Annotated in this window: 23 protein-coding genes and 1 pseudogene (1 of these 24 running past the window's edge); 12 read left to right on the forward strand and 12 right to left on the reverse strand. The window is 55.8% G+C overall.

The window, feature by feature from the left end; translation table 11 throughout:
- Positions 1-56, reverse strand: partial view of a hypothetical protein gene (locus Q8N00_16505; protein MDP2384386.1) — the beginning only. Its footprint begins 184 nt before the window's first position; 56 of the gene's 240 nt are visible here — the first part of the coding sequence; it begins with the start codon at positions 54-56; its stop codon lies beyond the left edge, outside the window.
- A gap of 88 nt (positions 57-144) precedes the next feature.
- Positions 145-483, reverse strand: coding sequence for a hypothetical protein (locus tag Q8N00_16510; protein MDP2384387.1), 339 nt, complete (start codon positions 481-483; stop codon positions 145-147).
- Between the two features lie 469 nt (positions 484-952).
- On the opposite strand from Q8N00_16510, the gene Q8N00_16515 reads away from it, so the two are divergent.
- The 7 genes and pseudogenes from Q8N00_16515 (at position 953) to Q8N00_16545 (ending at position 5034) form a co-directional block, all read left to right on the forward strand.
- Positions 953-1357, forward strand: a complete 405-nt coding sequence (locus Q8N00_16515) for a hypothetical protein (protein ID MDP2384388.1) — start codon at positions 953-955, stop codon at positions 1355-1357.
- 167 nt (positions 1358-1524) lie between these two features.
- A pseudogene (locus Q8N00_16520) lies at positions 1525-2296 on the forward strand (dienelactone hydrolase family protein).
- Between the two features lie 204 nt (positions 2297-2500).
- Positions 2501-2650 (forward strand): hypothetical protein, encoded by a 150-nt coding sequence (locus tag Q8N00_16525; protein ID MDP2384389.1) that lies wholly within the window; start codon positions 2501-2503, stop codon positions 2648-2650.
- Between the two features lie 83 nt (positions 2651-2733).
- Complete coding sequence (locus Q8N00_16530; protein ID MDP2384390.1) at positions 2734-3096, forward strand: response regulator; 363 nt, start codon at positions 2734-2736, stop codon at positions 3094-3096.
- Between the two features lie 338 nt (positions 3097-3434).
- A complete protein-coding gene (locus Q8N00_16535) occupies positions 3435-3629 on the forward strand; it encodes a hypothetical protein (protein MDP2384391.1) in 195 nt (64 codons plus the stop codon).
- 178 nt (positions 3630-3807) lie between these two features.
- The gene (locus tag Q8N00_16540; GenBank protein ID MDP2384392.1) at positions 3808-4005 is read left to right on the forward strand and encodes a hypothetical protein; all 198 of its coding nucleotides are present in this window, start codon (positions 3808-3810) and stop codon (positions 4003-4005) included.
- Between the two features lie 228 nt (positions 4006-4233).
- Complete coding sequence (locus tag Q8N00_16545; protein ID MDP2384393.1) at positions 4234-5034, forward strand: class I SAM-dependent methyltransferase; 801 nt, start codon at positions 4234-4236, stop codon at positions 5032-5034.
- 573 nt (positions 5035-5607) lie between these two features.
- On the opposite strand, the gene Q8N00_16550 is transcribed toward Q8N00_16545, so the two are convergent.
- The 4 genes from Q8N00_16550 to Q8N00_16565 all read right to left on the reverse strand — a co-directional run bounded on the left by Q8N00_16550 (position 5608) and on the right by Q8N00_16565 (position 7750).
- Positions 5608-5946 carry an RNA-binding protein gene (locus Q8N00_16550; GenBank protein MDP2384394.1) on the reverse strand — a complete coding sequence of 113 codons (339 nt, stop codon included), beginning with the start codon at positions 5944-5946 and terminating at the stop codon, positions 5608-5610.
- 307 nt (positions 5947-6253) lie between these two features.
- Positions 6254-6556, reverse strand: coding sequence for a hypothetical protein (locus tag Q8N00_16555; protein ID MDP2384395.1), 303 nt, complete (start codon positions 6554-6556; stop codon positions 6254-6256).
- 30 nt (positions 6557-6586) lie between these two features.
- The gene (locus Q8N00_16560; GenBank protein ID MDP2384396.1) at positions 6587-6850 is read right to left on the reverse strand and encodes an RNA-binding protein; all 264 of its coding nucleotides are present in this window, start codon (positions 6848-6850) and stop codon (positions 6587-6589) included.
- A gap of 21 nt (positions 6851-6871) precedes the next feature.
- On the reverse strand, positions 6872-7750 hold the full coding sequence (locus Q8N00_16565; protein MDP2384397.1) for a fatty acid desaturase: 879 nt from the start codon (positions 7748-7750) through the stop codon (positions 6872-6874).
- 650 nt (positions 7751-8400) lie between these two features.
- Here Q8N00_16565 and Q8N00_16570 point away from each other — a divergent pair.
- From Q8N00_16570 to Q8N00_16580, 3 genes are all read left to right on the forward strand, one after another.
- Positions 8401-9654 (forward strand): DEAD/DEAH box helicase, encoded by a 1254-nt coding sequence (locus tag Q8N00_16570; GenBank protein ID MDP2384398.1) that lies wholly within the window; start codon positions 8401-8403, stop codon positions 9652-9654.
- Between the two features lie 1272 nt (positions 9655-10926).
- Positions 10927-11307 (forward strand): PilZ domain-containing protein, encoded by a 381-nt coding sequence (locus Q8N00_16575; protein MDP2384399.1) that lies wholly within the window; start codon positions 10927-10929, stop codon positions 11305-11307.
- Positions 11308-11354: 47 nt separating this feature from the next.
- Positions 11355-11705 carry a PilZ domain-containing protein gene (locus tag Q8N00_16580; protein MDP2384400.1) on the forward strand — a complete coding sequence of 117 codons (351 nt, stop codon included), beginning with the start codon at positions 11355-11357 and terminating at the stop codon, positions 11703-11705.
- A 201-nt stretch (positions 11706-11906) separates the two neighbouring features.
- On the opposite strand, the gene Q8N00_16585 is transcribed toward Q8N00_16580, so the two are convergent.
- The 6 genes from Q8N00_16585 to Q8N00_16610 all read right to left on the reverse strand — a co-directional run bounded on the left by Q8N00_16585 (position 11907) and on the right by Q8N00_16610 (position 20530).
- Entirely contained in the window at positions 11907-14228 is a 2322-nt protein-coding gene (locus Q8N00_16585; GenBank protein ID MDP2384401.1) for a GspE/PulE family protein, read from the reverse strand.
- Positions 14229-14435: 207 nt separating this feature from the next.
- Complete coding sequence (locus tag Q8N00_16590) at positions 14436-16136, reverse strand: proline--tRNA ligase (protein ID MDP2384402.1); 1701 nt, start codon at positions 16134-16136, stop codon at positions 14436-14438.
- Positions 16137-16262: 126 nt separating this feature from the next.
- Positions 16263-17648: an RIP metalloprotease RseP gene (gene rseP, locus Q8N00_16595; GenBank protein MDP2384403.1), complete on the reverse strand. Its 1386-nt coding sequence runs from the start codon at positions 17646-17648 to the stop codon at positions 16263-16265.
- Between the two features lie 29 nt (positions 17649-17677).
- Positions 17678-18838, reverse strand: coding sequence for a 1-deoxy-D-xylulose-5-phosphate reductoisomerase (locus Q8N00_16600; GenBank protein MDP2384404.1), 1161 nt, complete (start codon positions 18836-18838; stop codon positions 17678-17680).
- Between the two features lie 10 nt (positions 18839-18848).
- Entirely contained in the window at positions 18849-19724 is an 876-nt protein-coding gene (locus Q8N00_16605; protein ID MDP2384405.1) for a phosphatidate cytidylyltransferase, read from the reverse strand.
- Positions 19725-19744: 20 nt separating this feature from the next.
- Positions 19745-20530 (reverse strand): isoprenyl transferase, encoded by a 786-nt coding sequence (locus tag Q8N00_16610; protein MDP2384406.1) that lies wholly within the window; start codon positions 20528-20530, stop codon positions 19745-19747.
- Positions 20531-20740: 210 nt separating this feature from the next.
- Here Q8N00_16610 and tldD point away from each other — a divergent pair, with 210 nt between their 5' ends.
- Both tldD and Q8N00_16620 read left to right on the forward strand, forming a co-directional pair.
- On the forward strand, positions 20741-22171 hold the full coding sequence (gene tldD / locus Q8N00_16615; GenBank protein MDP2384407.1) for a metalloprotease TldD: 1431 nt from the start codon (positions 20741-20743) through the stop codon (positions 22169-22171).
- A complete protein-coding gene (locus tag Q8N00_16620) occupies positions 22168-23535 on the forward strand; it encodes a metallopeptidase TldD-related protein (protein MDP2384408.1) in 1368 nt (455 codons plus the stop codon). The genes tldD and Q8N00_16620 overlap by 4 nt, the downstream gene beginning before the upstream one ends.
- The last annotated feature ends 17 nt before the right edge of the window (positions 23536-23552 follow it).

The following is a 23552-nucleotide window of genomic DNA, read 5'->3' on the forward strand; positions in this document are numbered from 1 at the left end:
ATCTGATTGGTGACCAAGATCACTTTCTGGCCTTTGGCGTAGCAGGTCTCTGTCATGGTCGATTATACATCCGGGTTTCTGCGGTAGTCATTTCACGGCGATGGCACGCGCAGTATGAGCGCCACCGCACTCGCTCAAAGCCTGTTAGGCTGGTTTAATGAAGCGATCCGCTGCCAGCACACTGTGGAGCGATTGTGTGACGGCGCGGCGATACGGTGCCTTCTGCCGCAACATAATGACGAGATCTTCATCGTCGATCAGGATAGACAAATCGTCTTCTGTTACGAGTTGGCGATCCGGTGCCCCGATGTTCATGCGATATTGCGTTTTTCCATCCGGGTTCCGGTTGGGGCCGGTGACAATCTCGGTAAGCCCATCGATAAATCCAATGTGTCCTTCATGACGATGTTTGACCTTTGTGCCATCGGGAATACGGACCCAGGCCTTGGCTGTTCGTGGCTGCGCAGGTTTTACGGTATTCATAGTCATGGTCTCTCCCTGTAATCCGATATGGAGTGAAGAAAAACTGCCGGTCTTTTCATCGTGCATCCCACGGTATGGAAATGTCATCGATGCGCGTTGTTCCGGCGAACGGTCTCGAATTAAGCACGAAATGAGTCAGCACGGCGTTGACGGAGAGACGGCGGAGATAGTTCACACGACCGTTCACGGGCGTCGTCAACAGGGAAGGAATAAGAATATTCTTCGTTCAACATAGGCACTGTTACTGTACCATAGGCGGCTCTGGCATAGCTAATAATGGAGGGAATATCTTCGGTCTTACATGGGACATGTGTGCCGTCGTTCTGTGTTCATTCTTGTTCATACCGCCAGGGACAGGCCCATCTGTACCTGCGATTCTCCCCATCCGTTTTTGATCAGTTGGGGTGATATGATGGCGTTCGTTGATCGAAGGCGTGCTCATCCATCTTCTTACGAAGGGATATTAGCGATGACGTTGACTCGTTGCACGATCGGAATTGTGTTGGGTGTCGTGTTGTCTGCCGGGTTCGGCTACGCGGCAGACCCGGCCGAGGTGGAATCGTTTGTGAAAGCCAGGATTGAGATCGGCGAGATGATGACGAGTTATTTTCAAGGCGGGGAGCGATTCAAGGAGGGACAGCGTCCGTCGCCAGAGCAGATGAAGGAAATGGGCGCGGACATCAATGCAAAGCTCAGCACGCTCTTGGCGAAGCATCACCTGTCGATTGAAGAGTATCGGAAGCGCAGCCCGGATGTTTTTGCGGATGAGGCGTCCGTCAAAGCCTACCTTAACGAGCATCAGGACTTAAAGGCTCGTTATGACGCGCTCCCGCTGGATCGAATGGGCCGCGGCAGCAGTGGGCGTGGGTATTAGTGAGACGCAGCAGGGGGACGTAGGTGGTTCTTGCTGCACGGGCTTCCGCTTTTTAATCGAGAATCATGATGCAGTGCTTGTCTCTGTGACCTCTCACGGTCGACGTTGCCCTGTTCTATCTGCGAGCGATGAGGGGTGAGTTTTCTGTTGCTACATTGGAACCTGGGATGATCGTCAACGAGACCGACTCGGCTGATATTCCCACTCCCACTGGGCCTATGCGTACGTAGCTCTTTCGGCCAGCGGCTGAGGGGCGGTATCCTGGCCTTGTGCTGTATTCAGAGACCTTCCAAGTGACGGGGCCCATCCGGTGAACAGCCGTGATGTTGGCGAGCCATGGATTTGTGGTGGCGGTTCCCGAGATCTACCACGAACTGGAGCCGGCCAGCACGGTGCTGGCCTACGATGAGGCGGGCGCCGAGCGCGAGAATCGGCACAAGATGACCAAGATATTGTCGAGCTACGATGGCGATGCGCGTGCAGTGCTGGACTATCTGAAATCCTCCTCGCATTGCACGGGCAAGCTGGGGGTTATGGGACTGTGCATTGGAGGACATTTAGCGTTTCGCGCGGCCATGCAGGCTGACGTGCTAGCGACCACCTGTTGCTACGCAACGGACATTCACAAGCGCAGTTTGGGCAAGGGCATGTACGACAACAGCCTGGGCCGGATCGGCGAGGTCACAGGTGAGTTGCTGATGATATGGGGCAGGCAGGACCCTCACATTCCTCGGGAGGGTCCTGCGCTGCTTTACAACGTGTTGAGTGAGCCGGTATGCGTTTCCAGGGCATGAGTTCAATGCCGCGCATGCCTTTCTTCGCGACGAAGGTCCTCGCTACGATCCGGCTGCAGCCAAAATCTGTTACGACATGGTTCTGGAGCTCTTCACTCGCAAACTGGGAGAAGGCGATCGGAGCACGTCTAGAGCTTCGTTCTAAATAACCCCGTATCGGGCTAGGGTTGGGCTCCTTTGAGGGTTTGGTTCCTCGTCTCGCGTATGCCTATGTATCTTTATCTGCTCCTGCTGACCGCATCAGCCATCCATCAGAAATGCGTGCTCCTAGAACTTCCACCGTCGAAGTCAGACTGCTTCCTGTGGTAGTCTCGTGGCAGATGAGACTACATCACGAGGGGATGTTGTTGTGAAGCAGGGTTATCGCTTGATTATTGTCGATAAAGACGGTGTGTTGGTCTCTGAGTTCCAACTCACGGAGCGCGCGCTGGCCCAGCCAGAGGCTTTTGTTGAGGGGATTAAAGACTCCATTGATGGTATCGAAGAAGAGGAGTCATAAGGGGACGGCGCTGCGTACGTGATTCATGTGCATGGTGCTCAGGAATGTCCTTCTCATCGAGAGCCACGGGAGTGTTTCGTATCATGGCAACGATTCTGATCATCGATGATGAAGAGTCCATCCGTATTCTTCTCCGTTCCGCTCTGGAAGCGGCAGGGCATGAGGTTACGGAGGCTGCCAACGGCCGCCAGGGGCTTGAGTTGTACCGTCGGAAACCAACGGACTTGGTCATCACAGACATCCTCATGCCCGAGTTGAACGGGCTGGACATGCTTCTGGAGCTGACACGTGAATTCCTCAACGCCAAGGTGGTCGCCATCTCAGGTGCGGGAGGGGAAAAGAACGTGTTAGATGTCGCTAAGCTTCTCGGGGCACGACAGACGTTTCGGAAACCGTTTAGCATGCCTCAGCTGCTCGGTGCCGTGCGATACGAATTAGATCATTAGCATAGTTGAAACCGTCTCGCTTCTCTCGCGTCAGGGGCCATGATCTGTGGCGCTGGTGGAACGCCCTGACATCCTGTTAATAGCGCTTGACCAGGCTCTCTATGGCGTCTAGCATAGGGCTGTGCTGGGTTGAGCCTCGCTGACTGTTCTATCCCTCGCGCTAGTTCTGTCCTTCCCGCGCGTCCGATCCCCCAGTCTCCGCCGCTCCTGGTTCAACATATTTGTAGTGTGCTGTGGCTATCGTGTGTGCACCAGGACCGAAGCAGATCGGTTTGTTGGGGACACATGATGACATAGAGGAGCAGCAGGCCTCGAATAATATTTAAAGGAGAGACATCATGACACCGGAAGAACAGATTGTGAAAATGAAGAAGGCGATCACGCAGGCCGTGAAGGTGATGGGTGATCGGTTTGGATCGACTGAAGAAGATGTTACGAGGGCGATTGATGAGCTGAAGGCGTCCATGCAGACGGCGCCGGCCGCAGTAGTTCCGCCACTTCAGAGTGCGGCTGCCGTGTCCGCCGGAGTGTAGTGCGCGCATTTTTAGATTGTGCGGCATAATCGAAATGCCTCCTGTGACTGCGTCGCCACGTAATCAGCCTGCCGGTCATGGGAGGGTTCTCTTCCCGTAGTCGCACTGGATCATATGTTATCGCCGTAGATGCCTGCTTGATTGCAGCACCTATTCACCAAGAAAGAGTACAGCCATCATGTCGGACGATGCCAAAGATAAGAAGGTTCCTGTCCCAGCCAAGCCGTCCAGCACTCCCATACGAAAAGTTATCGATGGCGATCTTACCTGCACTGAGTCCCAGATTGAGGACCTACTCTCTGAAGGCGAGTCCAGTAAACCGCTGAGCAAGAGCGACAAGGGCCTCCATGTGAAACGCCAGCCAAAATCCTCGTAGGTTTCCCGTTGGTCTCAGGGGTGAGGTGCGGCGCCTATTCTCCTGAACCTGCCGAATCCAGGGTAACGTCTCTTTTTTCACGGCCCTCCAGAGTAATCCTGCGAAGTGTTTCTGCTGAAAAGCTTGGCTGCGCTGGGCGGTCGCGGTTGACACTTCGTGAAACGGATGGTGGTTCAGGTCGGGGCATCTTGGGCATCTGGGCCGACATTACGAGAGGGGAAGAGCTCCATGAGTGAACGTACAGCTGATGTGAGTGCCCGGTGGCCTCTCCCTCCCGACGACTATTGGTCCACTCCCTTTGCTGAGTCGTTATTGCAGCATGTAGATCTTCGTCCAGGGCTGTCCATTCTCGACATTGCTTCCGGGCATGGGATCCCTGCGTTCTATTTGGCCGAGCAGGTGGGGCTCACCGGGAACGTCTTGGCTGTCGATCTCAGTGGACGCCAAGTGGAGAGCGCGCGAGTCATCCAAGGCAAACATCTTCCGTGGCTACGGTTTGAGTGTCAGGACATGCGTGCCTTGCCTTCGCACTTGCCCTGTTTCGATCGCATTACGGGCAACCTGTCCGTCATGTTTTTCCGCCCGAACCGTTTCGATGTCCTCCAGGGATTACTGGAGCATCTCAAGCCTGGAGGTCAGCTGGTGCTGACGTTTCCTTCGCTAGGCACGTTTGATTCACTCTGGCGTCGGATCGACCAAGAGATGGCTGTTGGTGGACTCTTGGCTGAGCGTCGTCGGCTTGAGGCCTATCTTGCTGAACGTCCGTCGGCCGAAGACGTTCGTGGTTGGCTGGAGCGGCTGCATCTGACGCGCATGACGGTGGCTGAGTATCCTTTGGAAGTGGCAACTGGAGCGGGCCAGTCGTTTCTTCAACATCCGCTACTTCGTGGTGGATTTCTTGATGATGCGTACGAATGTTTTGATGATCAGAAATTGGCGAATGAAGTCATGACAAGGGTGTCTGAAGATGTGGAAAGCTTCACGCCACTCATTGCGCAGCGATGTGTGTTGTCCGGCTGGAAGTCTTAGCAGGATGGCTCTTTGAGCATTACGCAGGAATATGCTGCACGTATGCCACTGGTGTGGGACACCGGAACTCTGCTGTGCCGTAATGGTATCTCGTAACCTGAAAGGTTGGTAGTGCGTGGTTATTTGTCTGAGGCGTTTTGGCTAAAACTGATATCCAAGCTCTATGATATATATGTCTACGCCAAGGCTGGAGGAGCCGTATAGGCCGGCATCGGAGAAGTGTTGGACCCGAAAGCCGGCACAGTTCTGAGTGAATGGATTGATTTGCCCTCCCGCCTTCACCGCAAGTGTAATCTGGGTGATTGCATAGAATGGCCGGCATCAAAGAGAGCACGTTCTTACTCCCGCATAGATGTGACAGTGTGCAGGCAAGACAGCTGCCGCATTCAAGAGGCCCGCGCATATAATCGATCTGAAGCTGCGACCTGTCATGGCCACTATAGGCCAAGTATTGTTTGCGGCGACGAGCTGAATGTGTTGTTGGAGGAACAGGGTGTGAGTGAATGGGCAATAACATGAAGGGGCGCTTCATGAGAAGCGCCCCTTCTATAGTAGCTGCTGGTAAGCGCTTCGTTAGAAGCGGCTGCGACCGCCGCGATCGCCACCGCCGCCACCGCCGCCAAAACGACCACCGCCACCACCGCTACCGCCGCCGGTACGTGGTTCTTGTGGCTTGGCTTCATTGACAGTCAGGGGACGTCCGTCCATCTGTGAGCCGTTCAACGCCGCAATCGCGGCCTTGGCTTCTTCTTGTGTGGCCATCTCGACGAAGCCGAAGCCTCGTGATTGCCCGGTGAACTTGTCCGTGATCACGCGCGCAGACTCGACGGTGCCATGCGCGGCAAAGAGGGTGGTGAGCTGTGATTCAGTTGCCGCATACGGCAACCCGCCGACATAAAGTTTTGAACCCATGGGGGTTCCTCCTTCTGAAATTGATATTGTCTGCGACTCGAGAACGAATACACGAGGGGAAGGAACGGGCCGAAGACGCGAACGATGGAGCGGCTTGGGTCGAACTTCCGATCAGATTCTCGGCAACAACAATATCGGTGATGGGCCGTTCTATTTGCTGTTTCATGCGAGGCCCGCCGCATGAAACAGGAGCACCTTAACAGAGACGCACGTGAAAAGCTATAGCCGCTATTTCTTCAGCGCGGTGGGGACCTGTGCAGTGGGGAGTGGCGAGCGAGGGCCGGGTCGAGCGATTCAGTTGGCGGTGCTATACATCTGCGTTTCCGGTTGGGCCGGGGCCGGGCCAAATGAGGTAGGGCGGCTTTTTCATCGTCTCAGCCGAGCGCGGGTAGAGGCGCTGGGCATGGTTGTAGGCGTCTTCTTGCGCCACGAGGCAGGTGGCTGCGGCGAGATGGTTGGAGACGACGCGGAAGGCTCCTCGATCATCGGCTTCGATGGTCGCCATGTAGAGGGCACAGGAGAAATTGCCCTCTTTTGAACAGGCTGTGCTGATCAAGAGGTGTGACCCATCGGGAAAGGTCATGATCGGGTCTAAGTTCGTACGGCCCATGGTGATTCCTTCTCCAAGATATGTGCGAGGTTAAGCTGGTTGGTTTGCATAGGGAGTCACGTATAGCCTGAGGAGGTGTCCCTCCCATTCGGTGCCTTCAAGGGCCACCACGGCGCTCAATGCCTGTTCACCGGACCCCATTTCGACGAATCCGTATCCGGCGGACTTTCCTGTATGTTTGAACCGGACCACATAGGCTCTGGCAACCAGTCCATAGGAAGCGAACAGCCCGCGTAGCTCGCAGTCTGAGACCTTGTCCGGGAGTCCTCCCACGTATAGGACTCGTTTCCCCATCGAGATTTCCTTCGTGACGTATTAGGTTGTCCGAGTGAGCGAGTCTTCGACGTACGAGCCTGTCCGCAGCGATGTCGCAAGTCCTAGTGAGTAGAGTCCGAGGATGAGCCATTTCGAGGGATCAAAGTGGTACCAGCGATGGCCGTTTCGGTAGTCGGTCGGATACATATGATGGTAGTTATGGTACCCCTCGCCAAACGTCACAAGAGACACGAGCCAGCTGTCTCGGCTGGAGTCAGACGTGCCGTGTGGCTGCCGTCCCCACAGATGGCAGACGGAATTAATGCAAAACGTGGAGTTGAGCACGGCAAACGTTCGTCCCACACCGGCGAGGAGAAAACAGCCGATGCCGCCCATGATGCCGTTGTGGAGGAAACCGATGAGAAATGTGCCGGCCAAACCCGTAAGGACCAGAAGCGGGTAATGTTGGTGTTGCCAGATCGCAACGGGATCGTTCGCGACGCGCGTCGCATATTTTGGGTCGGCATATTGATCAGGGGTAAAGAGCCATCCGCAGTGGCTATGCCAGAATCCCAGTTGTGCGTTGTACGGATCTTTGACCTCGTCGCAATGTGCGTGATGTCGCAGATGATCGGATGCCCATTTGATAGCGGAGTTTTGCAATGCCCAAGCACCCGCGATTAACAGTGTGCCCTTAACCCAGTTCGGGCAGTCGAAGCTTCGGTGGGCCATCAGCCGATGGTAGCCGACCGTGATGCCCAGCCCACTGGCAACATAGAGGAGTCCAAAGAGCGACCAGTCCAGCCAGCTATAGTGATAAACGTATCCATAGAGCGGAACTCCGATCATGGCACCTATGGCAATGGCGCAAAACAATATGATCGTCCAGACCTTGTTGTAGCGTCGGCTGATCGCAATCGGAAGTCCTGTCGATGTCATAGCGATCGTGGGTGGACGTGGAGTCGCGCGTTGAGGGGCTGTCTGGCTCATAAGGTCTCTTCGTTTCGGGGGATGCGTACTGCGGCCTCAGGCCGATAGTATACGCGGCATTTTTACTCATTCAAGGGCCGTGCGGTCCTGTGGTCGTCTGCCGATCGTACGGCTCGAACAGAGATGAGTACGGCACGGACTGGTCCAGTTGTTCGATCTCTTTGATGAGATCTGTATGCAGGGCAGGGCGGAAACTAGAGCATCGATCGCGCAGGATCTAGGGGGAGGGAGTCATGGCGCGAGGGATAGAGTAGTGACCGAGCTTGAACCTGTTTCAAGATAACACAGTTCATTGAGGATAGCGACCGATCTGTTCTATTGTGCCATGATTCGTATCTCTCAGCATTGGAAGTCCCGGCTAAATTCATGAGAGACTTTGCCGAGCCCTTTGATCTTTCGAGAGAGTTGACGCTGGAATGGGCTTGCTGTACGATGAATGTACATCGTAGTCGCAGTGTCCGGCGGTACGACTGTATACACCATAACGGACTTCGCGATCGCATCGCGACCAGGTCCTGTCGGAGTTGATCCCTTTCTGGTTTCTCTCCCCTCGGCTCTCTGATCCCGTCTTAATGCGATCACACTGAAAGGATAGTGCAGTGGATACCTCTGTTCACACGAGTTTTCACACCCTTGGTTTGTCCGAGCCGCTTCTGCGTGATTTAACGGCAGCCGGGTTGTTGGTTCCTACTCCCATTCAAGCCCAGGCCATTCCCCCAGCTCTTGAGGGCCGTGACGTGATCGGGTGCGCACAAACCGGTACGGGGAAGACGGCGGCATTTGTGGTGCCAATGATCGAGCGCCTCGCAGTCCTGCCAAAAGGTCATCCCCAGGCATTGATTCTCGCGCCAACGAGAGAGTTGGCGCTGCAGATTTTTGGCTCAATCGAGAAGCTCGGTCGTAGCCACAATATCTCTGCCACGGTTATCGTCGGTGGGAGCGACATGCAGGCGCAGATTCGAGGGCTGCGTCAGCGGCCCGATATCCTGGTTGCCACGCCGGGCCGTTTGCTGGATCATATGTGGAACGGGACGGTCAATATGGCCCCCATTAAGATCCTGGTGCTTGATGAGGCCGATCGAATGCTTGATATGGGCTTTGCTCCACAGATCAATCAGATCCTTGACGCGCTCCCGTTGGAGCGGCAGACGTTACTTTTCTCCGCCACGCTTCCGACGGACGTGACTCGCTTGGTTCAGGCGAGCTTGAAGGATGCCGTTCGTGTGATGGTGACGCCGCATTCGACGACGGCAGAGGGTGTGACCCAGGCGGTGCATTATACATCGCCCCAGGAGAAGACCAATCTGTTGGTGTCGTTGTTAGGGGTGGAACGAGGGACCGTTCTCGTATTTGCCAGGACAAAGAGTCGGGTCGATCGACTCGGGCAAACGCTTGAACAGGCGGGTCACCGCGTTGCGGTAATCCATGGAGACCGAACGCTGCCTCAGCGCCTTCGTGCTCTCGATGGATTTAAGCGAGGACAGGTCAGAATCCTTGTCGCGACGGATGTGGCAGCCCGTGGGATTGATGTGGCGAATATCGGTCACGTGGTGAATTACGATTTGCCCAACTCGCCGGAGGACTACATTCATCGTATCGGGCGGACAGCCAGGATGAAGATGACCGGGCGAGCGACTAGTTTTGTGACCGCCGATGATCGCGATCAATTGCGCGCGATTGAAACGTTGTTAGGTCATGCGGTACCGCTTGCAGGGGGAAGTCCTGGCCCTAGTGATCGTGCGCATTCGAGAGTGGGAGCTGATCGTTCAAGAGGTGATCGTCAGCGTTGGGCTCGTCCAGGTGAGGACCGACGTCAGCAGCAGGCTGGTCCTGTCGTGCCAGAGGGAAGCTAGGTTTCGCAGGGCAGCGTCGAGCAAGAGGGATTATGGCAGCGCCGGTATTCCTTGATTGATATTATAGAGTGTAGTGGACATGAGGAGTGCCGTCGATGGGATGCCGAAATTGCTCGTCGGCTCTGACCTACGCTGGAGATCGTGATCGGACAGTAGCGATTAGGACGATGCGCAGATCCTGATAGATGAGAGTGACGTGGTACGAATGGTAAGGCCGAGGGGTGAGCATCGCTAGATAGTCACTGCAGGCGAGGGTAATATTTCCCGCTGATTGTTGTGTGCAGGCGGTGTAGGGCTGGAGTGATGTGATGCGCGAGGTGCGCAGTCACATCACTTCCTAATATAGCGGCTCTTGCGGCCCCCACTGGAGACCGGCCAAATCCGGATCTTCTCCTCCCTCTTCGGTAGAGGGGCGATCTGGCTTTTCAGTCTTGCGTTGCTCTCGTCTGGCGTCTTTATCGCGCCGCTGGACCTGTTTCGCTTTCTCGCGGTCTCGTTTTGCGATGGTCGTTTTTCCTGCTCGTCCGATGATGCCCTCCTTTGCGTGACGACTCGTCGTGATTCGTCAATCGCTTGCCGTTATGGTCTGGCCCCGTCTACGATGGCGACGGTTCCGTCGCTCCTCGGCGTCTCTTGCTGGTTGAGTCAGGAGCATGATTGGTAGTTTTTGCTTCGCGCTCAGCCGTACGCGAGCGAGTGCCCTGGCCGAATCCACGGCTAGCCATGTTTGATACTTGTTGGCGGATATCCTCCATGGAGGTCGTCAGGCTTGGATCGAGAGGACTTGGAAGGCCGAGTACCTCCCACCTAATTTTTGGTTTCCTTGTTGCCCTTGCGCGGTTCTTTCTCGTTTTGTCGGCTCGCCACCCAGTGGATAGCTTCATAGATGCTCCTTTATAGAACCTGGCATCTCCGGTTTGGACCGATGCTCGATGGAGATGAGGGGGTCGGATAGAAATGCTTCAATCACTTCGCCCATCGGTCTGCTCGGTATTTGCGCAGACCTTCAATGGAACGTAAGAGCAGCTCGTCCGAACTGAATCAAGCGCGCTGGGACGATCGAGTGAGATGGGGCCGCGCGAGACAAAAAACTGGCTCGTACGAACAGGCAGAATACCATGGGGTCTGGTGAGAGTCAAACCTGGTATTTGCTGAAGGCGTGGTCATGGTGGAGTGGTTCGTTCCGTGTTATGAGGCAACGAGTGGAATTCTTGAAATGATTTTCTGCGTAGAGTGCTCTGGAGTACAGTAGCGACAGGGTAGGGATGCTCCATGGAACAACTCCCATATCGATCCTCTGGCTCGAATAAGTTTCGCCGACATTCTCGAGTGCGCATCTCTGCTCCGTTCGCCTGTGCTTTGTCTCGCCGTCAGGCCAGGCATTGGTTACGTCGGCCTCCTATCGACCTGGGTGTGGTCTACGATCTTTCAATATGCGGGGCGCGAGTCAGTACAGAGGCTGAGATCAAGCCTGGAGATGAAATCACATTGAGCCTGCGTCTTCCCAAACAAATCAAACCTGCCGAAATTGCCGTGGCTACGGTGCAGTGGACAAAGGATCAATTTTTCGGCCTGGCTTTTACGGAGTTGTCTCCAGCTGCACAGAGCCGTCTGGAAAAGTATGTGGCGGTCATGTCAGCGAGCGTCGCATAATTTCCCCTTGTCCAGGATGCGTGGAAGGTTGTGGATGAGAGGTTGGAATGGGGACTGAGTCAAGACGATACCCGCGTCATCGTATTCCGGCACCATTCGCCTGTTCGTTCGCGCGCATTGGATTACAACGATGGGCAGCGGCTGAACGTGCAGGATTGGGCGTCGTGCTTGATGTGTCGTTGAACGGTGCGAAAGTCATGAGCCCCGCCTCCATGAATCAGGGGGATCAACTCGCAGTCAGTCTTCGCCTGCCGGATCAGGCTGCAACGATGAATGTTGATGCGACGGTGCGATGGGGTAATCGTCATACATTTGGAGTGGAATTTATTGCGCTCTCTCCACGTGTTGAAACTCGCCTGCGGAAATTTCTCTCCCGTGTTTCCTCGCCACAGTCATAAGATCATTTGCTTCAAGGCTTTTCTTAATTAAGGGGCGGCTGATGCCGCTGTCTACCTGAAATATCTGCGGATATACGATCGGCATTCGATCATGCTGAGTTGGTAGGCCTGCATAGTCGTGATGCAGTGAGGGAGGACCCGAGAGGGCTGAGGTTGCTAGGGGAGACAGCGGGCGTTGTGAGGGCAGCTCTTCAGCTGTGCCTACTTGATCGCCACGGCCTTCACTTCTTTGAATGTGGTGTGGCCAAGGAGGGTTTTCTGGACCCCGTCCTGCATGAGGGTCGTCATGCCGTCTTCGATGGCTGCCTTCACCATCTCTTCAGTTTTGGCTTTCGACTGAATCATGCGTTTGATGCGGTCCGATCCTAGGAGCAGTTCGTGCAGGGCCACGCGTCCCTTAAAGCCTGTGCGATTGCAGGTCTCGCATCCCTTTCCGCGTGCCAGGCGGAAAGTATTGTCCTGCGGGATGCCCAGCTTGTCCCAATTTTCAGGTCCGTACCCCTGGCGAATCTCCTCATACTCAACTGCAGTTCCGACGTATTGTTCCTTGCAGTCCTTGCAGATCCGGCGAGTGAGGCGCTGGGCAAGGACTCCTAACATCGCATCGGCAAAACTAAAGGAGTCGCAACCCATATCCAGAAGCCTGGTGACCGTCTCCACCGCGCTGTTGGTGTGGAGTGTGCTCATGACGAGGTGTCCGGTCAATGAGGCTTCAATGCCGATTTCAGCCGTTTCTTTATCTCGCATTTCTCCAACCATAATCACGTCTGGGTCTGCTCGAAGAAATGCGCGCATGGCTTTGGCAAAGGTGAAATCGATCTTGGGTTGAACCTGCACTTGCCGAAGTCCGTATTGCGTGATTTCGACGGGGTCTTCTGCCGTCCAGATCTTGATATCCGGTGTATTGATGAAGCCGAGCACGGAATGGAGGGTCGTGGTTTTTCCGGATCCAGTAGGTCCGACGCAGAGAATGATGCCATAGGGTTTTGCCGCGATCTCTTTGATCGCCGCGAGATTCCGGTCTGAAAATCCCATCTTGTCGAGAGGCAAGGGCTCACTGGCTGCGAGTAGACGCATGACCACGTCTTCGTTATATCCAGCAGTCGGAATCGTTGCGACGCGCAACTCGATTTCCTTGTTTTCCGATAGTTTAAACTTGATCTTGCCGTCCTGAGGTTTGCGCCGTTCTGCAATGTCGAGGCTGGCCATAATCTTCAGGCGCGACACGATGGCCCGGCGATAACTCTGAGGGATCTTCATGTATTCGAAACAATCGCCGTCGACCCGGAAACGAACAAGGGTCTCACGTTTTTCGCCATAGGGTTCGACGTGAATGTCTGAGGCGCCCTGGCGATAGGCATCGGCAATGATTTGATTCGCCAGCCGGACGATGGCGTTGTCGTTTTCGTCGAGCCCGCCTCCGGCGTCTTCCGCTGCGGCTTCTTGGGCTTCGTTGACGAGTTCGCCGAGAATGTCGGAGACGTTTTCGTCCAGCTTTCTGGTGCTGCCGGTATCGCCCTGTCCCTGTCCTGTGGCGGAGCTGAGGAATTGCGCAATATCACGGCGGAGGCTGACGGCAAACCGAATGTTGAGGCCTGGAAACGTGCGCTTGATATCTGCAACACGGTCGAGATCGCCGGGGTCGTCCGTCAAAATCTCGATGGCGGTTCTATCCCGCTTGAGGGGCATCCAATGGTTTTTTCTGAGGTAGTCGACGTTGAGATTTTTGAGGAGTTCGACATCGACAATCGTTCGATCGCTGTACTCGATGTAGGGGCATTTGTGAAACTGCGCGAACGATTTGCCGATCTCAAGCTTGGGCACCTTGTATTTTTCGATCAAGATGCTCTCGAAGTCTGACACGCCTTTCTTGGATTCGGCGAGGGCATTGTCCAGTTCGTTTTGAGTGATACGGCTATTCGTCACCAGAAGATCGAACTTGGTCGGGTTCTTTTTTGAAACCTTGCGAAGATTGAAGAAGGCAATGCCGAGGGCTTTTGCTATTTCGGCGACAGACTCTTCATCTTTTCTGGTAAAGCGGGCGCCACTTTTCTTGTTGAGCAGTTGGAGCACACCCATTAAATACTTATTTTCTGCCACGATCGGATAGGTCAAGACCTGCTTGGTTTTGAATCCGGTTCGCTTGTCGTAGGAGTTGTCGTGCAGGAGTGCAGGGTGAACGCCCTGCAGCTCCGCAATGTTGTATGCGTCGGCGATATTTACAGGGCGGAGATATTTCGCGCAGAACCCGGGCAGGCTTTGTTCCGTGATGGGGATGCGGATTTCCTCGACGCTATCGATGTGAGGGACTTTCGAGAAAATTTCTTTCTTGTCCGAATCAAACGCATAGATAGTGAGATCTTCGGCGTCAAAGAGACTGAGGATGTCTGTATGCAAGTCGAGGAGAATATGGTCGAGATTGCTGGCGGCATTGATTTGGTCAGCGATACGTTTGATGTTTTCGGTAGAGGCAACTTTTTGCTGCAGCTCCTGGAGGTTTTGCGGGATGGGATTGGCTTGCATTAGGCAAATTCCTGCATGTCACGCATGGTGGTTATCGCCGGATTGAAGCGCATATGCGGGCCTGGCGTTTGCGAGCACAATTGCTCTGAAGTGGAGGTCGAATGTGAGTCTAGCTGATCGCGAGTGGAAGGCAAGGAAAAGGCGGTTTCAGTCTGGCGAGCTTCCGAGCCCCACAAGATGAGTGCCGCTACGGGGAACGATGAGGTGCTAACTTGTTTGGGTGCGAGTCAGATGAGCGGCAACTTGAGCGGGAGGCATTTTGAGTTTGACTCCGTCCTTCCGAGTCTTGACCTCCACGACTCCTTCGGCGAGGCCTTTGTCGCCAATGACGACTTGGAACGGGGCTCCCATGAGGTCTGCATCGTTGAACTTCACACCTGCTCGTTCATCCCGGTCATCCCATAGGACTTCAAGTCCAGCGGCCTGCAGTTCGTCGTAGAGCTGCGCGGTGACGTGAGCCGTTTGGTCAGACTTGGTGAGCGGGAGGAGATGCACATGGAATGGAGCAATGGGGAAGGGCCAAATAATGCCTTTGTCGTCATGGTTCTGTTCGATCGCCGATGCGGCAGTCCGTCCCACTCCGATGCCGTAACAGCCCATCACCGCGAGGCATTCTTTGCCTTGCGCATCCAGGAAGGAGGCCTTCATGAGCTCACTGTATTTGGTGCCGAGCATAAAGACGTGCCCGACTTCAATGCCCCGCGTCGCTTTCAACGTCCCGTCTTTTCTCGGTGACGGGTCTCCTGCGCAGGCGCTGCGGAGGTCGGCAAACTGCTCGACCTGAAAGTCACGCTCCCGATTCGCATCGACATAGTGCGTATCAAGTTGATTGCCGCCGACGACCATGTTGCGCAAGGCTTTGACCGCATGGTCGGCGATAATCCGAACATCTTTCAACCCGATAGGTCCGGCAAATCCGACCGGCGCGCCCGTGACTTGCTCGACAGCGGCGGGTGTCGCGAGCTCAAGATCCGTCACGTGAAGAAGCCGTTGAATCTTAATTTCATTGGCCTCATGGTCGCCTCGGATCAGCACGGCCACGGTCTCTTTCCCCGTCGAGTAGAGAAGCGTTTTGACGAGGTGAGCAGGGGAGACGTTCAGGAATTTTGTGACTTCTTCGACGGTTCGGCAACGGGGCGTCTGGACGGCACGCAGGGGACGGGGTGCTTCGGTGTCCATCTCCGTAGGAGGAAGCACTTCGGCCTGTTCGACGTTAGCGGCGTAGGTGCCGGTATCGCTATACACGATGGTGTTCTCGCCCGTATCGGCGAGCACCATGAACTCGTGAGATGAGCTCCCGCCAATCAGTCCGGTGTCGGCTTCTACGGCACGAAAGGTCAGGCCGCAGCGTGTGAAAATACGCTGATAGGCGTCGTACATCTTCTGATAGCTGACCCTGGCGCTCGCTTCATCCTGGTCGAAGCTGTAGGCGTCCTTCATGATGAACTCACGTCCCCGCATGAGCCCGAAGCGGGGGCGGATTTCGTCGCGAAACTTTGTTTGGATCTGATAGAAGTTCAGCGGCATCTGCCGATAGGAGCGGACTTCGCGCCTGAATAAATCGGTGATCACTTCCTCATGGGTCGGTCCCAAACAAAACTCGCGCTCATGGCGATCTTTAAAACGGATCAATTCCTTGCCGTAGAAATTCCATCGGCCTGTTTCCTGCCACAGCTCTGCAGGAGAGGCAATGGGCATGAGAAGTTCTTGTGCCCCAGCCCGATTCATTTCCTCGCGAATGATCTGTTCGACTTTTCGGATGACCCTGAGTCCGAGCGGAAGATAGGTATAGATGCCGGCTGCCACTTTGCGAATCAGCCCCGCTCTGAGCATGAGCCTATGGCTGACGGTTTCCGCTTCGACCGGTTCTTCGCGCAATGTCGGGATTAAGACTTGAGAGGTACGCATAATTCTGTGAGAAGGATCAATAAATAAGGGATCACGCCTGCAGGTCGTTGTGCTCGAAATGTCAGTGATCGAGGAGTTGTTTCACTGAGATGAAGAGGTTCAACGTTGAGAGCTTCGCCTCAGGTCTTATCGTAAAAAGATCCGCTCAAGGTCATTCCAGAACGCAAAAATCATCACGCCCACTAATAACACGAGGCCTGCCTGTTGTGCTACTTCTCTTTGGCGTTCACCGAGTGGCTTCCTGAGGATAGCCTCAATCAGGAAAAATAACAGATGGCCGCCGTCGAGAATGGGGATAGGGAGCAAGTTGAGGACGCCTAGATTGATGCTCAGAATGGCGATGAGAAAGACTACACTTGAGGCCCCTTGCGCAGCGGCTTCTCCTGAAATATTCGCGATCGTCAGCGGTCCGCCGATATTTTTACTGGAGATGTCCCCCACGATCATCTTGTAGAGACCGATGGCCGTCAACTCGGTCCAGCCCCACGTGGCCCCCAAGCCGTCATAGAGAGACAGCAGCGGGGTGCTCGAGCGCATGATCGAACGGCCTGGTCCTGAAATGCCGATTTTGCCGACCTCGACTGATTGGCCATTGACCATGGTCTTCTCGGCAGAGGGCGTCACGGTCAGTGGAATCCGCTGTCCTTCCCGCAAGACCTCGATTTTGAGTGGGCGGCTAGGGCTTTCTTTCACCATACCGGTCATTTGCGACCAGGTATGGATTGTGTGGCCCTCGATGTTGACGACATGGTCGCCTGCCTGTAGTCCGGCTTTGGCTGCCGGAGAGCCTTGCATGACGGACGTCACGAGGGGCGGTGTTTCCTCGACGCCCAAATAATAGGCGGGCTCTTGGGTTGAGGCCTGTGGTCCAGGGGTAGTGGTGGGCGTCACCGATAGTGTTTTGACCTGGCCGTCTCGTTTGATCTCAAGCGTCAGCGCCTGGCCTTTGCTTTTCGCGACAGCGTCGAATAGTTCCGTCCTGGTCGAGATCTCCTGTCCGTTGACTCGGCTGATATGATCGCCGATCTGGATGCCGGCGGTGTCAGCAGGAGAGCCGGGGACCATGGCTTCGACATCGGGATTCAAGTCCTGGAAGGTGGGGACGAATAGGGGCGCTCCGGTTGCGAGCCATCCCGCAAAAATAAAATAGGCCAGAATGAAATTAAATCCAGGTCCTGCGGCGACGATCAGGACTTTCCCCCATAGGCCTTGGTGCGCAAAGGACCGGGTCCGATCCTCTGGCGTGGTGGCCTCGGTTTCATCTTCGCCGAACAGCTTGACGTAGCCACCCAGTGGAATGGCTGAGAGCAGATATTCGGTTTCGCCCATTTGGCGGCCGAAAATCTTCGGTCCGAATCCCAGGGAAAATTTAAGGACCTTGACGCCGACCCAGCGAGCGGCCAGGTAATGCCCGAGTTCATGGAACGCGACGAGCACGCCGAGGACGACCAGGAACCACCAGGCCTTCTGCAAGAGCAACCAGAGGGTATCGGGGGACCAGGTGAATGCCATGAACACGGTGTATGCTCCTTCGTGTAAAACTAGCGTGCCAATGCGACGACCAACGACTCTGCCTTCTCTCGGGCCCAGCGATCCGCTTCCAGGGCCTCTTCCAGCGTATCTACTTCTTTGGGATTATGGGCGCTCATCGTGCTGCGAATAATGTCCACAATATCGGTAAACCTGACGCCCCCATTCAGGAACGCCTCAACCGCCACTTCGTTGGCGGCATTCATCGTGGCCGGCATCGTTCCGCCGATCTGCAGCGATTCAAATCCAAGGCCTAAACAGGGAAACCGGTCGTGATCCGGTTTGCAGAACGTCAATTTGCCAATCTCCGTCAGATCCAGCGACGGGAGGTCCAGTGGCAGGCGCCCCGGGTAGCGCATGGCATAGGAAATAGGCGTTCGCATATCCGGTAATCCCAACTGCGCAATCATCGAACGATCTTCATACTCTACCAGAGAATGGATGATGCTTTCTCGATGGATCATCACTTCGATCTGGGACTCCGGGATGTCGAAGAGCCAGCGGGCCTCTACGACTTCAAGTCCCTTATTCATGAGGGTGGCAGAATCGATGGTGATTTTGGCGCCCATTTTCCAATTGGGATGTTGGAGCGCCCGTTCGGGGGTCACCTCGCGTAGTTCGTCCTTCGTCAAAGTCCAGAGGGCTCCGCCGGACGCCGTTAAGATAAGGCGGCGGACATCTTCTTTGCGATGGCCTTCTAACGACTGAAAAATGGCGCTATGTTCGCTATCGACCGGGAAAATACGGACGCCATGTCGCCGCGCCTCGTCCTGCATCAGTTTTCCCGCCATGACCATCGGCTCTTTATTGGCCAAGGCAATTTGTTTTCCGCTCCGGATCGCAGCCAGGGTGGGGACAAGCCCGGCGCCACCGACGATGGCTGAGATGACGAGCTCCGCTTCGGGCGCGGAGGCGACGTGACTCAACCCTTCTTGACCGTCCAGGATTTCAACGGGCAGTCCTGCGCAGCGCTGCCGGAGCCTGGCGGCCGCGGCGGCATTCGAGAGGGCCACGATGCGGGGCTTGTAACGGCGGATCTGTTCTTCGAGTTTGTCATCATTGCTTCCCGCCGTCAGCCCTGCCACACGGAACTCTTCCGGGAACCGGTCCACGATATCTAAGGTGCTGGTGCCGATCGATCCAGTCGATCCAAGAATGACGATTGTTTTCATAGCTGATCCCTCACTCGATAACTCGTAGGCGGCTTACCATCGTTATATAGTAGTAGAAGGCAGGGGCGGTGAACAAGAGACTATCCAGCCGGTCGAGCATGCCGCCATGTCCTGGCAGAATTCCTCCGGAGTCTTTGATGCCGACGCTTCGTTTCATGGCCGATTCGGTCAGGTCGCCCCAGAGACCTGTGATGGTGAGCAGGGTGCCTAAGATCAGACAGTCGAGGCCAGACAACTCCGGAAGAAACCACCAACGAACCGCATATGCGGCGAGTATCGCACCAATCAAGCCGCCGACCAAGCCCTCGTAGGTTTTTTTCGGACTGATCGTGGGCGCCAAGCGATGTCGTCCGTAGAGGGTGCCGACGTAGTAGGCGCCGGTATCGGATGCCCAGGTCACCAACAGAAGAAAGAAGATCAGCCATTCGCCGAGAGGCAGCAGTCTCGTCATCGAGAGTGGGCCAAGCGTGAGGCCCAGGTAGAGTACGCCGAACAAGGTCATGGCGCTGTTCTTCAGGCTCTGGTCGAGGGGCATGCGGCTGAATAGCGGAACGGAAATAATGCCGATCAATGTCGCGAGAAGGCTCGGGACGATGATGCTCGGCTGGTGTGCACCGAGAATCACCGCAGCGAATCCTGTCAGGCCGATGCCTATCAGCCAGGAGTCACTGTGGTCGCTGAAACATAATCGATAGAATTCGAACAGCGCGAGCGCGCCGGCCAGTACCACGACGCCTGAAAATGCGAGAGGCGGGAGGTAGCGAATGACGGCATACAAGAGTGGTGCGAGGACCAGGACGGTATAAATCCGACGGGGGTCGAACCGGGGCGCTGCAGACGGTGTTGGGCCTGCCGGCTGTTGCCCGGCGGTGTCGGCTTGCTGCATGTGGGACTGTAGATCGACCACTATGAAGAAATGGTGCTGAGTACGCGACCGAATCGCCGCTCGCGGCGCTGGTATTCCAGCAAGGCCAGCAAGAGTTCGCGGCGACGGAAGTCGGGCCAGAGGGTTGGCGTGAAGTAGAGCTCGGTGTAGGCCAGCTGCCAGAGCAGAAAATTGCTGATTCGCGTTTCGCCGCTGGTGCGAATCAACAGGTCTGGGTCGGGCAGGTCATGGGTGTAGAGGTATTGTTGGATTCTGGACTCATCAACCTCGTTCGGCTGCAGCTTTCCGTCTTGTGCCTCACGCAGAAGCTCCCGCACCGCGTCGACAATCTCAGTCCGTCCGCCATAACTGAGGGCGACGGTCAGATGCAGTTTGTCGAGATGGGCGGTTTCTTGTTCGGCGGCCCGGACCCATTGGAGAGCGGAGGCCGGGAGGGCGTCGAGTCGACCGATCGTTCGAAACCGGACGCCCTGTTCAATGAGTTTCGTGCGTTCCGTCGACAGGTAGTATTCGAGCAGGCCCATGAGCGAGGAGATTTCCTGCGCAGGGCGGTTCCAATTTTCCTGTGAAAACGCGTAGATGGTCAGGGCGTGGATGCCAAGTTCCAGGCAGACGGTGATCATTTCCCGAACGGACTGAATGCCTTCCCGATGACCGGCGATGCGGGGAAGGGTGCGGAGTTCTGCCCAGCGGCCGTTGCCATCCATGATAATGGCGACGTGTTTGGGCAAGAGGTCTGAATCGAGTTTTGTGGCCAGTTCTCCGATGGATAACTGGTCCATGGCCGATGATTCGTTCGTGCTCATGCGATGTAGCTCGTTACGATCCTTACTCTTGGGTGAAATCTTATGGCAGGCGAACAAAGTCTACTGGCGAGGGGGAGCAAAGTCAAACGAATTTTCGTAAAAGTCCTGTAAAAGCGATGAGTTGGACGATCTTGCATTGCGCCTGCAGAAATGAATCAGCTATACTCCAGCGTCCATTCGCATGCCAATCGTCATGAGGATTCTCACACCATGGGTGAACTTGTTCAATTAGCCTCCTTTGGTCTGACCGAAAGTGAAGTATTCTCGGCGCTCGGACGGGTCAAAGTCCGTGATGTCGACTATGCCGACCTGTATTTTGAGTCGTGTGTCTCCGAGTCCGTCTCGATGGAAGAGTCCCTCGTCAAACGTGCGACGAAGAATGTGTCGCAGGGTGTGGGGGTGCGAGCGACGGCAGGGGAGAAAACGGGTTTTGCCTATTCCGATGAACTGACGAAGAAGGATCTCGAGTTGGCAGCCGATACGGCGCGCTACATTGCCAATTCGCCAAGCGAGGATCTGGCGATTTCAGTGCCTGTCCGCCAACGTCCAACACGAGACCTTTACCCGGTTGAACGGGCCCGGGCTGAAGTGGCGACGGCGGATCGCGTGTCCCTCTTGAATGCCATCGATGCCGAGGCGCGCCGCTATGACCCGCGGATCAAGAATGTGATGGCCGCGTTTAACACGGAATATAAGGTGGTCGTGGTTGCCACCTCCGATGGCACGTTGATCGGAGATGTCCAGCCGCTGTCACGGTTGCAAGTTACCTGTATCGCCGAAGAGAACGGGCAACGCCAAGCCGGTTCGTTCGGCGGAGGGGGGCGTGTCGGATTCGAGTTCTACCACGAGGGTGATCGGCATCTGCGGTTTGCGCGTGAAGCGGCTCGTGCAGCGATTCTCAACCTGTCTGCGATTGAGGCGCCGGCCGGTGTCATGCCGGTCGTGTTGGGGGGAGGTTGGCCGGGGATTCTGTTACACGAAGCCATCGGCCATGGGCTGGAGGCGGACTTCAATCGCAAGAAGACATCAGCATTTTCGAATCTCCTGGGCAAACGAGTGGCCTCCGATATCTGCACGATTGTCGATGATGGAACCCTGCCGGACCGCCGGGGCTCGCTCAACATGGACGATGAAGGGACTCCGACCGGTCGCACGGTACTCATTGAGAACGGGATCTTGCGCGGCTATATCACCGATAAACTCAATGCGCGGTTGATGGGCATCCCTCTGACCGGCAACGGACGGCGCGAGAGTTATCAAAGCGTGGTCTTGCCGCGAATGACCAATACGTTCATGTTAGCCGGGACGTCGGCTCCTGAGGACATCATTCGCTCGGTCGATCGCGGCCTCTATGCCGTGTCGTTCGGTGGCGGGCAGGTGGACATCACCAACGGTAAGTTCGTGTTTTCAGCCAGCGAAGCCTACTTGATCGAAGGTGGGAAGATTACGCGACCGGTTAAAGGCGCGACATTGATCGGCAGCGGACCGGATATTCTCACCAAGGTCTCGATGGTCGGGCACGATCTCACGCTCGACGAGGGCATCGGCACATGTGGCAAGGAAGGGCAGTCCGTTCCGGTAGGTGTCGGTCTGCCGACCATTCGAATCGATGAAATTACTGTGGGCGGGACGCAGCGATGAACCAGCCAATGCAGCAACGCGAAGGGTATCGCCAACTCGCCATGGATCTGTTGGCGAAGGCAAAGGCGAGTGGCGCGACGGAAGCGGACATCATTATTGCCGACGGTGAAACATTTTCCGTGCAAGTCCGGCTGGGCGCCGTCGATCGTCTCACGAAAGCAAGGGAGAAGCATCTCGGGCTACGTGTCTTTGTCGGGAATCGTTCTGCCAGTACCTCGACGTCGGATTTTTCAGCGGACTCTTTGAATCAACTCGTGGCCGAAACCTGTGTTTTAGCAAAGGCCGTCGTGGAAGATCCGGTATCCGGGTTGCCGGCTGCGGATCAGATGGCAGGGGAGCGGCCGGATTTAGATCTGTACGATTCAACCAGGCTCAACACGGAGCAGCAGATCGATTTAGCGAAGCGGGTAGAGGCTGCCGCCATGTCTTCGGACGAGCGCGTGACGAACTCTGAAGGGGGCGACTTCGATTCCTCCTCCGGGCGCGTGGTCTTGGGCAACAGTCATGGCTTCCTGGGCGAGTATCAGAGTTCCAGTTTTTCAATAGCGGCATCGCCTGTCGCGACCGATCCGGAGACCGGGGCCATGCAGCGAGACTCCTGGCATGCCGTGCAGCGGAAGTTTGCCAATCTGGATTCCCCGGAAGCGGTGGGATTGGAAGCAGCGCGGCGGACGGTCAGAAAACTCGGGGCGAGGAAGGTGGCGACCCAGCGGGCGCCTGTCATTTTCGATGCGGAGATGGCCGGAAGTCTCTTGGGAAATCTCTGCAGCGCGGTGTCCGGATACTCGCTCTATAAAGGGGCGTCGTTTCTGGCAGGGCAACTGGACAAACCGCTGGCCCCTGAGTATGTGACGGTCTATGACGACGGGCGCGTGGTCGGAGGACTGGGCTCTCGGCCGTTCGACGGCGAAGGCCTCCCGACCAGAAAGACGATTGTGGTGGAGCGAGGGGTCTTGAAGAGCTACTTGCTCGATACCTATTCCGGACGGAAGCTTGGTATGGCGTCGACCGGCAACGCCTCCCGCAGCGTCGGTGAAAGTCCGTCGGTCGGTCCGACGAACTTTTATCTCGCGCCCGGGACGAAGTCGGCGCAAGACATTATCAAGACGGTGAAGCAGGGGCTCTATGTCACGGATCTCATCGGGTTTGGTATCAATATGGTGACCGGCGATTATTCACGGGGTGCGGCCGGGTTTTGGATCGAGGGAGGCGAGTTGGCGTACCCTGTCGAAGAGATTACGATTGCGGGTAAATTGCAAGAGATGTTCGCAGGCATCGAGATGATCGGTAACGATCTCGTGTTCCGTGGACGTATTGCCAGTCCGACGATCAAGATCGGTGACATGACGATCGCCGGCAGTTGAGGGCAAGGAGGCCGGAG

The organism is Nitrospirota bacterium, from assembly GCA_030684575.1.
GTDB lineage: Bacteria > Nitrospirota > Nitrospiria > Nitrospirales > Nitrospiraceae > Palsa-1315.

Excerpts from the sequence above, each read along its gene's own strand:
- Q8N00_16510 (MDP2384387.1), bottom strand. The coding sequence starts at position 483 with ATGAATACCGTAAAACCTGCGCAGCCACGAACAGCCAAGGCCTGGGTC.
- Q8N00_16515 (MDP2384388.1), top strand. The coding sequence starts at position 953 with ATGACGTTGACTCGTTGCACGATCGGAATTGTGTTGGGTGTCGTGTTG.
- Q8N00_16530 (MDP2384390.1), top strand. The coding sequence starts at position 2,734 with ATGGCAACGATTCTGATCATCGATGATGAAGAGTCCATCCGTATTCTT.
- Q8N00_16535 (MDP2384391.1), top strand. The coding sequence starts at position 3,435 with ATGACACCGGAAGAACAGATTGTGAAAATGAAGAAGGCGATCACGCAG.
- Q8N00_16540 (MDP2384392.1), top strand. The coding sequence starts at position 3,808 with ATGTCGGACGATGCCAAAGATAAGAAGGTTCCTGTCCCAGCCAAGCCG.
- Q8N00_16545 (MDP2384393.1), top strand. The coding sequence starts at position 4,234 with ATGAGTGAACGTACAGCTGATGTGAGTGCCCGGTGGCCTCTCCCTCCC.
- Q8N00_16550 (MDP2384394.1), bottom strand. The coding sequence starts at position 5,946 with ATGGGTTCAAAACTTTATGTCGGCGGGTTGCCGTATGCGGCAACTGAA.
- Q8N00_16555 (MDP2384395.1), bottom strand. The coding sequence starts at position 6,556 with ATGGGCCGTACGAACTTAGACCCGATCATGACCTTTCCCGATGGGTCA.
- Q8N00_16560 (MDP2384396.1), bottom strand. The coding sequence starts at position 6,850 with ATGGGGAAACGAGTCCTATACGTGGGAGGACTCCCGGACAAGGTCTCA.
- Q8N00_16565 (MDP2384397.1), bottom strand. The coding sequence starts at position 7,750 with ATGACATCGACAGGACTTCCGATTGCGATCAGCCGACGCTACAACAAG.
- Q8N00_16575 (MDP2384399.1), top strand. The coding sequence starts at position 10,927 with ATGGAACAACTCCCATATCGATCCTCTGGCTCGAATAAGTTTCGCCGA.
- Q8N00_16580 (MDP2384400.1), top strand. The coding sequence starts at position 11,355 with ATGGGGACTGAGTCAAGACGATACCCGCGTCATCGTATTCCGGCACCA.
- Q8N00_16585 (MDP2384401.1), bottom strand. The coding sequence starts at position 14,228 with ATGCAAGCCAATCCCATCCCGCAAAACCTCCAGGAGCTGCAGCAAAAA.
- Q8N00_16590 (MDP2384402.1), bottom strand. The coding sequence starts at position 16,136 with ATGCGTACCTCTCAAGTCTTAATCCCGACATTGCGCGAAGAACCGGTC.
- rseP (MDP2384403.1), bottom strand. The coding sequence starts at position 17,648 with ATGGCATTCACCTGGTCCCCCGATACCCTCTGGTTGCTCTTGCAGAAG.
- Q8N00_16600 (MDP2384404.1), bottom strand. The coding sequence starts at position 18,838 with ATGAAAACAATCGTCATTCTTGGATCGACTGGATCGATCGGCACCAGC.
- Q8N00_16605 (MDP2384405.1), bottom strand. The coding sequence starts at position 19,724 with ATGCAGCAAGCCGACACCGCCGGGCAACAGCCGGCAGGCCCAACACCG.
- Q8N00_16610 (MDP2384406.1), bottom strand. The coding sequence starts at position 20,530 with ATGAGCACGAACGAATCATCGGCCATGGACCAGTTATCCATCGGAGAA.
- tldD (MDP2384407.1), top strand. The coding sequence starts at position 20,741 with ATGGGTGAACTTGTTCAATTAGCCTCCTTTGGTCTGACCGAAAGTGAA.
- Q8N00_16620 (MDP2384408.1), top strand. The coding sequence starts at position 22,168 with ATGAACCAGCCAATGCAGCAACGCGAAGGGTATCGCCAACTCGCCATG.